This window comes from Pandoraea sp. NPDC087047 (assembly GCF_044745225.1).
Lineage (GTDB): Bacteria > Pseudomonadota > Gammaproteobacteria > Burkholderiales > Burkholderiaceae > Pandoraea.
Map to the genome: position 1 here is coordinate 420,259 of NZ_JBIUZU010000002.1, position 11,767 is coordinate 432,025.

Annotated in this window: 9 protein-coding genes; 3 read left to right on the forward strand and 6 right to left on the reverse strand. The window is 65.3% G+C overall.

Features of this window, described 5'->3' with window-relative positions; all coding sequences use genetic code 11:
* Positions 1 to 62 precede the first annotated feature (62 nt).
* From ACIPHM_RS04595 to ACIPHM_RS04615, 5 genes are all read right to left on the reverse strand, one after another.
* The gene (locus ACIPHM_RS04595) at positions 63 to 893 is read right to left on the reverse strand and encodes an alpha/beta fold hydrolase (RefSeq protein ID WP_400324959.1); all 831 of its coding nucleotides are present in this window, start codon (positions 891 to 893) and stop codon (positions 63 to 65) included.
* A 167-nt stretch (positions 894 to 1,060) separates the two neighbouring features.
* Positions 1,061 to 4,060: a DNA internalization-related competence protein ComEC/Rec2 gene (locus ACIPHM_RS04600; RefSeq protein WP_400324960.1), complete on the reverse strand. Its 3,000-nt coding sequence runs from the start codon at positions 4,058 to 4,060 to the stop codon at positions 1,061 to 1,063.
* Positions 4,061 to 4,104: 44 nt separating this feature from the next.
* Positions 4,105 to 4,980, reverse strand: coding sequence for a TatD family hydrolase (locus tag ACIPHM_RS04605; RefSeq protein WP_400324962.1), 876 nt, complete (start codon positions 4,978 to 4,980; stop codon positions 4,105 to 4,107).
* 199 nt (positions 4,981 to 5,179) lie between these two features.
* Entirely contained in the window at positions 5,180 to 5,884 is a 705-nt protein-coding gene (gene lolD / locus ACIPHM_RS04610) for a lipoprotein-releasing ABC transporter ATP-binding protein LolD (protein ID WP_400325336.1), read from the reverse strand.
* A gap of 22 nt (positions 5,885 to 5,906) precedes the next feature.
* Positions 5,907 to 7,160, reverse strand: a complete 1,254-nt coding sequence (locus ACIPHM_RS04615) for a lipoprotein-releasing ABC transporter permease subunit (protein WP_400324964.1) — start codon at positions 7,158 to 7,160, stop codon at positions 5,907 to 5,909.
* Between the two features lie 182 nt (positions 7,161 to 7,342).
* Here ACIPHM_RS04615 and ACIPHM_RS04620 point away from each other — a divergent pair, with 182 nt between their 5' ends.
* Together ACIPHM_RS04620 and recJ are read left to right on the forward strand one after the other, a co-directional pair.
* Entirely contained in the window at positions 7,343 to 8,422 is a 1,080-nt protein-coding gene (locus tag ACIPHM_RS04620; protein WP_400324966.1) for a regulator, read from the forward strand.
* Positions 8,419 to 10,116 carry a single-stranded-DNA-specific exonuclease RecJ gene (gene recJ, locus ACIPHM_RS04625; RefSeq protein WP_400324968.1) on the forward strand — a complete coding sequence of 566 codons (1,698 nt, stop codon included), beginning with the start codon at positions 8,419 to 8,421 and terminating at the stop codon, positions 10,114 to 10,116. The genes ACIPHM_RS04620 and recJ overlap by 4 nt, the downstream gene beginning before the upstream one ends.
* 205 nt (positions 10,117 to 10,321) lie before the next feature.
* Here recJ and ACIPHM_RS04630 read toward each other — a convergent pair whose 3' ends face one another.
* Complete coding sequence (locus ACIPHM_RS04630) at positions 10,322 to 11,218, reverse strand: LysR family transcriptional regulator (RefSeq protein WP_400324970.1); 897 nt, start codon at positions 11,216 to 11,218, stop codon at positions 10,322 to 10,324.
* 246 nt (positions 11,219 to 11,464) lie between these two features.
* On the opposite strand from ACIPHM_RS04630, the gene ACIPHM_RS04635 reads away from it, so the two are divergent.
* A complete protein-coding gene (locus tag ACIPHM_RS04635) occupies positions 11,465 to 11,686 on the forward strand; it encodes a hypothetical protein (RefSeq protein WP_400324972.1) in 222 nt (73 codons plus the stop codon).
* The last annotated feature ends 81 nt before the right edge of the window (positions 11,687 to 11,767 follow it).

The window sequence follows — 11,767 nt, forward strand, 5'->3', positions numbered from 1 at the left end:
ATCGTCCGGTGAGTCGATCGATCTGCCACGGCGACGACTCGCCCATGTATCGCCGCTGGCGCTCAGGCGGCGAGCGGACGGCGGTGCTCGCCACGTAGTTCCGCGAGCATGCCCCGCACCGCAGCGGCCGTTTCCAGCGGACGCTCCATCGGGAAGAGATGGGTGCCGGGCACATAGTGCAGATGAGTGCCGACAATGCGGCGCGTGGCCCCAATACCGGCCTGACGAAGTTCGCGCGATTCGGTGCCGGCAAGGAAACCGACCGGCACCGGCACACCACGCATGGCACGCACGGCCAGCAGCGGCGGCAGCGTCAGATAGATCCGATATTCGATCTCCCGGGCGAACGCCAGACGCCGGGCTTCGCCCTCGCCCGTCGGCAAGGTGCCGCAGTCGATGTAATCGCGCAGCACGTCCGGGTCCCAACTGGCGAACGCCGGTTTGCTCGCGAAGTGCTGCCAAGCGCTTTCCCAATCCGGCCATTGATCGCGACGCCGCTTGGTCACGCTGGCAGGCGACATCCGCTCGTACAGCCCGGTGAGCATGCCCAGACGGAGCATCTGGGTGCGCCAACCTGGTGTCACGATGGGCGAGTCGACCATCACCACGCCGCGCACGCACTGCGGCGCCTTGAGCGCAGCCATCAGGCTCAGAAAGCCGCCGAGCGAGTGTCCGACGAGCCAGACAGGCTCGCCGCGATACTGGCGCACGAGCGTATCGACCAGTTCGTTGCGCAGATAGCGCCAGCCCGGCGTTACGGGGTAACGCGGATCGTGACCGATACGGTCGATGGCTCGCACGTCGTACTCGTCGGACAGCGCGCCGAGCATCTTGCGATAAACGCCCGCCGGAAAGCCGTTGCCGTGCGAAAAATGGATGATGTCTCTTGTCATGGAATTCATTGTCATGGCGAGCTTGCGACATGCGCGATGATCCGGCCGCATGACACTCGCCGGACCATTCTAGCGAACCGCTTATCAATTACCGGTAGAGGTTTCCGTCGAATGGCCTGCCATTGCCTCCCGGACACCTTCGCGCTGCCCCGCCGTTCATCTTCGTCCTATGACGTATCCGGCAACTCCGCATGCCAGTAGCGCCGGTATTGCTCACGGTAGGCCCGCGCTTCGATCCCGTCGGGCGTGCTCGAAAACCGGATGCCCCCATGCGTCACGTTTTGCCAAATCCGCGCACCTGCCACTCGATAGCGCGCGACTACGGGAGCTTTCGGATGGCCGAACCGGTTGCGGTAGCCCGTTTGAAACACCACATGCCGGGGCGATATGGCCGCGACGAACGCCTGCGTCGACGACGTCAGACTGCCGTGATGCGGCACCAGCAGAATATCCGAGCGCAATGCGGCCCCGATTCGAGCCACCATCGCGCGCTCCTGCGGTGCCTCGGCGTCTGCCGCGAGCAACGCGCTATGCCGCCCGTTCGCGATTCGCAGCACACAACTGACCGTATTGGGTCCGGCCCGCCCGCCCCATCCTTCACGCAGCGTCGCCCGGTCCGGGTGCAGGAAACGAAAGGTGACTCCATCCCAAGTCCAGTGCTGTCCGGCAAGACAGGTTCGATGCGCCTTCGCCGCGCGGCGCACACGATGCCCGAGAGGCAGCGACGAAAACACCTCGGCCGACGGGAAGGCACGCAGTACGCTAAGCGCCCCGCCAAAATGGTCGTCGTGCGCATGGCTGACGACGAGCCGGTCAAGTCGCGCTACTCCATGCGCGCGCAGATAGGGGACGATCACCCGGCGTCCCGCGTCGCCGCGTCTTCCTAACGGCGGCCCCGTATCAAACAGCAGCGTGCGAGTTGCAGTTTCGACCAGCACCGCATTGCCTTGCCCGATATCGAGCATGGTGACGCGAAACTCGCCCGCGTCGGGCCGGGGCGACGACGCCAGCATCGCCGGCCCCATCAACGCCAGCCCCGCGAGACGAATGCCGATCAGCCACAGTCTCACGCCGATCCCGCGCATCCATTGCCGCAGCGGCATCAGACAGACGATCACCCCGACCACCGCCGCTATCTGCGCCCAGACAGGCGCAACCGGCGCACGCCACACAGCCCACGGCAGCGCAGCGAGCCACCCCAGCCAATCGGCCAGCCAGACGACAATCGTGTGCGCTACGGCAAGCGCCCACTCCGCCACGCCAGCCGGCAGCAACAAACTCGCCAGCGCCAGCGGCGTAACGAACAGCGTCATGACCGGAATGGCGACGGCATTGGCCAGTGGCCCGAGCAGTGGCACGGCGCCGAACCAGGCAAGCGTCAATGGCACCAACCCGATCGTGACCGCGTATTGTGCGCGGGCCGCCTGCGCCAACCGCTCGCCCAATGCCGAGCGCCAGCGCCCGATCGCCCCCTGTGCGAGACTGCCGTCCACCGGAGCATCCCTGCTCGAAGCCCTACCATCCGGGCGCGCCGTCGCGTGGCCGGATTCCCTGTAGGCGCCCTTTTCTGCGCGCCGACCCACGCCTGCGCCGACGCGCGCACCCGCGCTCGCCCCAATCCCATCAACGACACTATCAGCGACGTCCCCCTCCCCGACACCCGAGCGCTCCCGCCCCGTCGACGGCAGTGGTTCGCGACGCGCCCCCGCCATCACGAGCGCCGCCACTGCGCCGAACGAGAGCCAAAGGCCGGGCGTGACAACAGCCCATGGGTCGAGTGCGACGACCACAGCCAGCGCCCACGCCAGTACATATGAGGGCGCAGCGAACCGTCCGCTCAGCAGCGCGAAGACCAGAATCGCGACCATCCCGACCGCGCGTCGCACCGGCACACCCCACCCGGCGATCGCCCCGTAGGCCAAAGCGGCCAGCAGGCCTGCCACCGCGGCCGCCTTGGGCGCTGGCCACCACAACGGCAAGCTGAAGCGGCGGTAGCACGCTCGTCGCCACAGTACCCCGACGAGCGCCGCGAACGCCCCCGCGACGAGCGACACGTGCAGGCCGGAGATCGCCAGCAAATGGCTCACGCCGGTATCGGCAAACACTTGCCAATCGGCGTCCGCGATATCGCCACGCTCTCCCAGCGCCAACGCCATCAGTACACCGCCATATCTCGCCGATGGCCCGAGCGCTGTTCGAAAGTCGTCTCGCAGGCGCTCGCGCCACGCGGCAAATCGATACCCCAGCAGCGGCCCGGCATGCAGACGACGCGATCGGCTATCATCCCGACCTTCCCGAAACGCGTTGCCTTCGCCGTTCGACGTACGCACATACCCCGTCGCCCGAATCCCTCGGACAAGCGCCATCAACTCGGCATCGAAGCCGTGCCAATTGGCAAAGCCTCGCGGCGCACTCAAACGCACCAGAAATCGCCACCGCTCCCCGGCGCGAGGGCGTCTCGCACTCGAAAGCGCTTCTCTGTCCCTTGAAGCCGCCCCGACCTTTAAGCCCGCATCGACGCCTGCGCCCCCTCTCTCACCGAAGGACAAACGTCCAGGCCACACAAGCTCGATATGCCTCGGCACGCGCACCGACCGGCACGGGGCATCGTCGGCCCAAGTCTCCTGCCGGCCGCCCGAAGCACCTGAAGGCGACATCGCCGTTACCCCGGACGAAGCCAGCTCGCACCCCTTGCCCGCGACGAAAGCCTGCTCAACATCGAACGCGAACCTCGCCCCGTCCTGCGTGGAAGTCGGCAACCCGGCCACCACGCCGACGACTGTCACTTGCTGCCCTTCAAGCCGAACGGGCAAACTGTCGCTCAATCGTGCTTCCGCACGAAACGCCGCCCAAGCGTAGCCGCCTATCGCCGCGCAGACAGCGAGCACCAACACCGCAAAGCGACGACGCCAATCGCCGACACCGAACACCCCGCGACGCTCACGGCGACCGCCACGGCCTCTGGCCAATCCCCCGGCGTCCGTGCCACACGCGCCCAGCCGTCTATCGACCGACGCCACCGCAACCGCAACGGCCCACACCGCCCCCACAACAAACACACACCCAGCCACACCCACCGCAACGGCGAATCCCCGCCCCGCCGGCAGCACCGATGCCTGTTGCAGCCACCAGATGCCGGCAACCCAGCAAAGCAGCACAACTCTCATGACGTCACCACGCCACGGTTGGAGATCCGCGCAACGCCGCAGCGTCAGCGCGATTGCCCGGGGGGGGTTTCGGAAATAGGAGAAGTCAGCGAGGTAAGCGAGACGTCGGCGGCGGGCCCATCGCCTGGCGTCATGGCCATGGCGCCGGACAAGCGCGGCAGCGCGCGGCACGCATTGGTGCACGTCGCCTGCGACAGTGCATCGAGCGAAACGTCGCGCAGTTGCGCCAGCACTTGCGCAATGCGCGGCAGTTCGACAGGACTATTGCGCTGCTTGTAGCGCCATTCCGGCGCGATGTCGGGAGCGTCGGTCTCCAGCACGATGGACGTCAACGGCATATCCACCGCCAGGCGTCTTATCTGCAACGCACGATCGAACGTCATCTGCCCGCCGAATCCCAGACAGAAGCCGCGCTCGACGAACATGTCCGCCTGCTGACGGCTGCCGTTGAACGCATGGGCAATACCGCCGCGCGGCGTAAAGATGCGCAGTTGCTTGAGCAAGGCATCCTGCGAGCGACGCACATGAAGAATGACCGGCAGATCGAAGTCGCGGGCGATCTTCAACTGCTCGACATAGAAGAACTGCTGACGCGCCGGATCGAGCGTTCTCACGAAGAAATCCAGACCGATTTCGCCGATACCGACAAAACGCGGATCGCCCATCGCGGCCTCGACGGCGCGGCGCAATGTCGCGATGTCCTCGTCGCGCGCCCGTGGCGTGTACAGCGGATGAATACCGAGCGCATAAGCCCCGCCGGGAATCGCCCGTGCCGCCGCGCGCGCCGCATCGAATGTGGCGCACTCAACGGCGGGCACCACGAGCCCCGCCACACCGCCGGCAACGGCGTCGGCAATCACGGTCGAACGGTCGGCGTCGAACTCAGCCGCGTCGAGATGGCAATGGGTATCGATCCACATGGTCAGGTGTCCTTGAGCGTCAATTCTACGGGTCGATGACAAGGCTCGCACGTCGGCTTCGTTATGACCATCGGACAACACCGCATCAAGGTCTAGGACGTTGCCGAAAATCGCGGCGTCCCATCGCCCCCCCCCAAAAAGAAAACGCCGGGGAATCCCCGGCGCTTCTCCTTGCCCTGTCACGTGACAACCCCAACCGTCACGCCGACTCCAGGATCCCTTCCCGCAGCCGCAAAGCGCGATCACAACGCTTGGCCAGATCGATATCGTGCGTAACGATCACAAAGCTCGTCTTGAGCGTCTCGGACAACTCCAGCATGAGTTCGAACACGGTCTCGGCGGTATGCCCGTCGAGGTTGCCAGTCGGCTCGTCCGCCAGCACACAGGCCGGTTGCGTGACTAGCGCACGCGCCATCGCCACGCGCTGACGCTCGCCGCCCGACAACTCCGAGGGCCGGTGCTTCATGCGCGAGCCCAGCCCCACGCGCTCGAGCATCACCTGCGCTGCGGCACGCGCCTGCTCGGTCGGCAAACGTCGAATGCGCAGCGGCATCGCCACATTGTCGAGCGCCGAGAATTCGGCCAGCAGATGGTGGAACTGATAGACGAAACCGAGCGACTGATTGCGCTGCGAAGTCTTCTCGCGTTCGCGCAGCGCCGAAAACGGCTTGCCGAGCAGCGACACCTCGCCGCGCGACGGATCGTCGAGCCCGCCCAGCACATGCAGCAGCGTGCTCTTGCCCGAGCCCGACGCCCCCACGATCGCCACTTTCTCGCCGGGCGCCACGTCCAGACTGGCACCGTTAAGCACCGTCACGTTCAACTGTCCCTGCTTGAACGTCTTGTGCAGATCGCGCGCGCGCAGTACGGGGCCGTCATAGGCCAGATTCGACACCGGGGCCATCGATTGATTGGCGTGATTCGGGTTACTCATAACGCAGGGCCTCCGCCGGTTTGACGCGCGAGGCACGCCAGCTCGGATAGATCGTCGCCAGCGCCGAAAGGATGAAGGAAATCACCCCGATACGGATCACGTCCGACGATTGCAGATCCGAGGGCAATTCGGAAATGAAGTAGATGTCCTGCGGCAGGAAGTGGATTCCCAGCAGGCGTTCGATAAACGGCACGATGGTGCCGATATTGACCGAAATCAGACAGCCGAGGCCCACACCGAGCAACGCTCCGGCGAAGCCGATGGTCACCCCCTGCACGATGAAGATCTTCATGATCGAGCCGGGCTGCGCGCCGAGTGTGCGCAGAATCGCGATATCTGCGTACTTGTCGGTCACCGTCATCACGAGCGACGACACGAGGTTGAACGCCGCGACCGCAATGATGAGCGTCAGGATGATGAACATCATGCGCTTCTCGGTCTGCACGGCGACAAACCAGTTCTTGTTCTGCTGGGTCCAGTCGCGTACCCACATATTGCCGGTCAGGGTCTTGGCCAGCTCACGCGCCACGAGCGGCGCCTGCTCCATGTCCTGAATTTTCAGACGTACGCCCGTCGGCCCGTCGAGACGGAACAGGGTTTCCGCATCGTGCAGATCGATCAACGCGAGCGAACTGTCGTATTCATAGTGCCCCGCCGTGAAGACCGCCACCACGGTGAACTGCTTCACGCGCGGCAGAACGCCCGCCGGAGTGATCGTTCCCTGGGGTGCTACCAGCGTAATCTTGTCGCCAATGCTCACGCCCAGCGCCCGCGCCAGTTCGCGTCCGAGCACGATGCCGAAGCTCCCCGGCGTCAGGTTCGCGAGCGTGCCGTCGGTGATCTGCTTGCCGAGATCGGAGACTTTGGCCTCTTCACTGGGGACGATGCCGCGCAGCACCACGCCGCGCACGTTGTCGTCCCGGGTGAGCATGGCCTGCTCGCCAACATACGGGGCCGCCGCAATGACGTTCTTGTTCTGCAGCGCCTCGGCGGCCGTGCGCTGCCAGTCAGGCAGATTGCCATCGACCGCAAAGACTTCGATATGTGCCAGCACGGAAAGCATGCGGTCCCGAACTTCCTTCTGAAAGCCGTTCATCACCGAGAGCACCACAATGAGCGCCGCCACGCCCAGCGCAATGCCGGCCATGGAGATGAAAGAGATGAAGGAAATGAAACCGTTGCCGGATGATCGCTTGCCGGTGCGCGTATAGCGCCAGCCGATCTGCCATTCGTATGGGAATTTCAAGCGGATTCCTGATTCTTGATAAGGATCGATCGGAACGTACTGGCGCCGGCCTTCACCGGCGCGGGTCAAGTACCCGAGCCCCGCACCCGGCCCCTGCCCGGTGCGACGCACGGTACGTTCCGTACCTGACGTCAGGGTCACCCAACTGCCAGCGCGAAGTTTGCCATACAATTCGCCTCGACATGGATACACCTGCCCTGCACTTTCTCTTGCCGTTCGCGCTCCCCGCGTCGGCCCATTTGCCCGCACTGCTGGCCGAATTGGAGTTGCCCGCGCTCGAAAAGTTGCTCGCGCGCGGTGTCCAGTCGGCGCAGGACGTGCCGGAAGACCCCTTCGTCCCCACGCTGCCGCACGAGCGCTGGCTCGCCGACGCCTTTGGCCTGCCCGGCGGCCCGGCGCGCGCCCCGCTTGCGCCGTTCATGCTGCTCGACGACAGCGGCTCGCTCGACACCCGTTTCTGGTACTGCGCGCAGCCCGCGCATATCCACATCGCCACCGATCATCTGGTGCTGACGGACCCGGCCGAGCTCGAACTGAGCACCGAGGAGTCGGCGGCCCTGTTTGCCACAGCGCATACGCTGTTTGCGGAAGAAGGTGGCGAGTTGATTGCGCCGCGTCCCGACCGTTGGTATCTGAGCGCCCCGGCGCTAGGCGACCTGCTCACGGCGTCGCCCGCCCGCGCGGCCGGGCGTAACGTCGATATCTGGCTGCCCCAGGGCAACGCGGAACTGCTGTGGCGCAAATGGCAGAACGAGGTGCAGATGGCGTGGTACGACCACCCGGCCAATCAGGCTCGCGAAGCGCGCCGTCTGCCGCCGGTCAATGCCATCTGGTTGTACGGCGGCGGTCAGCGTATTGCCGCGCCCCGCATGAACCGGCCGTGCGTGAGCGTTCTGGCCGACGCCCCCGCCACACGCGGACTGGCAACCCATATGCAGATCGACTTGCACCCGACGGCTGCCGGCATCGACGCTGCAAACGGACGCACGATCGTGCAGATCGACACCCTTACACCGCATTTCCTGATGGAAGACTGGGCGCGCTGGCGCGATGCCCTCGTCGAGATCGACCGGACGTGGCTCGCCCCCGCGCTGGAGCGCGTGACCAAAGGTCAAGCCCGTGAAGTCGCCCTAACCCTGTGCGGCGACAGCCACAGCGTGACTATTCGCGCGCGCGGCGGCGACCTGCGCAAGTTCTGGCGCCGTCAGCCGCTCACCGCGCGCCTGGTGCCGCTCGCCCGGCTTGGCGAGGAGGTGGCATGACCGATATCGTCACCCGCCATGTCGACGACTCGACCGCCGACACGCTCTCGCGTGACGGCATCCATCCCGTGCTCGCCCGCCTGTTCGCATCGCGCGGCGTGGCCGAACGTGCCGAGACCGAGACGGCCCTCGCCCGCCTGATACCGCCTACGCAACTCAAAGGGGCGCAAGACGCGGCCGTCTTTCTTGCGGACGCCATCGCCAGCGGCAAGCGCATGCTCGTGGTCGCCGACTATGACTGCGACGGCGCTACGGCCTGCGCCGTGGCCGTACGCGGACTGCGCATGTTCGGGGCGAAGGTCGAGTATCTGGTGCCGAACCGCTTCGAGTACGGCTACGGCCTTACGCCGGAGATCGTTGCGCTCGCGGCACAGGGCAAGCAAGGTCCGCCGGACGTTCTGATTACCGTCGATAACGGCATTGCCAGCCTGGACGGCGTCGCTGCCGCGCAGAGGCTCGGCATCGAGGTCGTGGTCACCGACCACCACTTGCCCGGCAACGCGTTGCCCAACGCGCGCTGCATCGTCAACCCGAACCAGCCCGGCTGCGAATTCCCGAGTAAGAATCTGGCCGGTGTCGGCGTGATGTTCTACGTGCTGCTCGCGCTGCGCGCCGAATTGCGTACCCGCGGCGCCTTCGATGCCCAGACGCAGCCGCGCCTGGATACGCTGCTCGATCTCGTCGCACTGGGCACCGTTGCCGACGTGGTCAAACTCGACGCCAACAACCGCATTCTGGTGGCGCAAGGGCTCTTGCGTATGCGCGACGGGCGTATGCACCCCGGCATTAACGCCCTCTTTCGTGCGGCGGCCCGCAATGCGCGGCAGGCAGGCAGCTTCGACCTCGGCTTCGGTCTGGGCCCGCGCCTGAACGCCGCCGGACGCCTCGCGGACATGTCGCTCGGCATCGAATGCCTGCTCACCGACGACGACGCCCGCGCCTGGATGCTTGCGCAGGAACTCGACGCAATGAACCGCGAACGCCGCGAAATCGAAGCCGGGATGCAGCAAGAAGCATTAGCGGATCTGGCCCGCTTCGACCCGCGCGCCGCGACTACGCTGTGTGCGTTTAACGAGACATGGCATCAGGGCGTGATCGGCATCGTGGCCGCGCGTCTCAAAGAGAAGTTCTACCGGCCGACCATCGTGTTCGCTCCGGGCGACGACGGCCAGATCAAGGGCTCCGGCCGCTCGATCCCCGGCTTCCATCTACGTGACGCCCTCGACCTCGTCACCAAGCGCGAACCCGGTCTGATCGGCAAGTTCGGCGGTCACGCGATGGCCGCGGGGCTCACCATCGCAGCCGACGCCCTGCCGCGTTTTCAGGCCGCGTTCGAAGCTGTTGGACAAGCGTGGCTCGACGAAAAGGCGCTCTCACGCGTGATCGAAACCGATGGCGACATCGGCGACGATTGCTTCGTGCCGCCGTTCGTCGCCATGCTCGATGCGCAGGTGTGGGGACAAGGCTTTCCGCCTCCCGTGTTCTCGGGCGAGTTCGACGTGCTCTCGCAGGCCATCCTCAAGGACAAGCACCTGAAGCTGCAACTCGGCCGCGGGCGCATGCGCTTTAACGCCATCTGGTTCAATCATGCCGATACCCTGCCAAGCCGCGCGCAATTCGCGTATCGCCTGGCTGCGGACACCTTCAATGGCGTATCTCGCGTCCAGATGATCATCGAGCACGCACAGGCCTGAAGCCAAGACAGCGACGGTGCCCGCGCCATACCGGCCATAACGTCCATCACGGCCGCACCGCCGAGATCGACGTCGACGACATGCCGTCATGGCTCAGAAGCGACCATTGACGGAAAGTCCGAGCATCACGCAATGAAAAGGCCGCCCTTCCCGTGGGGTGGAACGGCAGTAAGAACGTGCAGGACGTACAGCCGCGACTACGCAGCTACGCGGGTTGCGCCTCGGCCACGTACTCACGCATCACACGTAGGAACGCTTCGCGCGCCGGATGTACGTCGACGCCACGATGGCGCACGAAGAAGTTCGGCACGGCTGCCAGATCCTCCATCGCGTGACCCACAATGTTGGCCTCCTGACGGTAGCGCAGGTAAATCCCGCGCGGCACCAGCGAATAGCCGACGCCCGCGCCCACACACGCCACGATGGTGGCGTAGCTGCCGTAGCTCAGGATGCGCCCCGGCGTGACCGCATTCGCCGCGAGCCACTGCTCCATCGTGCCGCGATAAGGACAGCCAGGCGGCCACATAAGCAGCGTTGCGCCCGCCAGGTCGGACGCTTCGTGCACACGCCCGGCGCGTGCCGGCGCCACGAGCACGATCGGCTCCCGGTAGATTTCGTCAGCCACGACCGACGTCTGCGTTTTGGCTTCCAGGCAGGCCGTACCCGCGATCAACGCCGCATCGACACGGCCGTGCTGGATCTCATCGAGCAGATTCAGCGACGTATCCGTCACCAGATTCAGACGCACCTTCGGATACGCTGCGTGAAACCGCGCCAGTACCGCAGGGAGTCGCGACGTGGCCGACGATTCGATCGCGCCCAGTGAGAAGTCGCCGGACGGCTCGTTGGCCGGATTCAGTGCAGCACTGGCCTCGCGCGAGAGCGACAGAATCCGGTCCGCGTAACCGAGCAGCGTGCGCCCGCTCGGGGTGAGTTGCAGCCGTCGCCCCTGCCGGTGAAAAAGCTTGACGCCTACCGTGTGTTCAAGCGCCCGGATACGCGCCGTGACGTTCGACTGCACGCAATGCAGCGTCTCGGCGGCGCCCAGCACACTGCCTTCGTCCACGATGGCCTTGAAGGTCTGGAGTTGCAGAAAGTCCATGGAGAGGCTCCGGGGCCAGATCGCAAGACGACGGCAGAAAAGAAAGTAAGCGCGGGGCAGTGGGGCGAACGTTCGCATATTAAGCGACGCCCGCTGATACTTCAATAATAGTGAACAAAATCGCCCAAACAATTCACTTTTTCAGCGCACGGGAAAGGCATAGACTTCGGGTAATCCCTAATGCGACGTCAGCCATGGCATCCTGCCTCCGGTCCGCACGCCGCACCTTGTGAAGGAAGTCACATCATGTACCGCCCTCTGTCCGCCGCTGCCAACATCAACGCATCCGCTCCGGTCGTTGCTGCGCCGGTCACCCCGCTCGGCCTGTTCTTCCGTGCCGTTGACCAATGGCGCGTGCATTACGAGCAAAAGCTCCAGGCGGAAGCCCTCGCGTCGTTCGACGACACGTCGCTTGCCGACGCCGGCTTTGCCCGCGACGCCTTCGGTCTGCGTCACGCATCGCGCTGAGCGACTGTCCGAAAGTCGTCGAAAGCCCTCGAAAAGTGAGGGAAACAGGGGCTTCGCTGCGCTATAATTGCGGTTTTCACG

Coding starts and splice junctions, on each gene's coding strand:
- ACIPHM_RS04595 (WP_400324959.1), bottom strand. CDS start 893: ATGACAAGAGACATCATCCATTTTTCGCACGGCAACGGCTTTCCGGCG.
- ACIPHM_RS04600 (WP_400324960.1), bottom strand. CDS start 4,060: ATGAGAGTTGTGCTGCTTTGCTGGGTTGCCGGCATCTGGTGGCTGCAA.
- ACIPHM_RS04605 (WP_400324962.1), bottom strand. CDS start 4,980: ATGTGGATCGATACCCATTGCCATCTCGACGCGGCTGAGTTCGACGCC.
- lolD (WP_400325336.1), bottom strand. CDS start 5,884: ATGGCCCCGGTGTCGAATCTGGCCTATGACGGCCCCGTACTGCGCGCG.
- ACIPHM_RS04620 (WP_400324966.1), top strand. CDS start 7,343: ATGGATACACCTGCCCTGCACTTTCTCTTGCCGTTCGCGCTCCCCGCG.
- recJ (WP_400324968.1), top strand. CDS start 8,419: ATGACCGATATCGTCACCCGCCATGTCGACGACTCGACCGCCGACACG.
- ACIPHM_RS04630 (WP_400324970.1), bottom strand. CDS start 11,218: ATGGACTTTCTGCAACTCCAGACCTTCAAGGCCATCGTGGACGAAGGC.
- ACIPHM_RS04635 (WP_400324972.1), top strand. CDS start 11,465: ATGTACCGCCCTCTGTCCGCCGCTGCCAACATCAACGCATCCGCTCCG.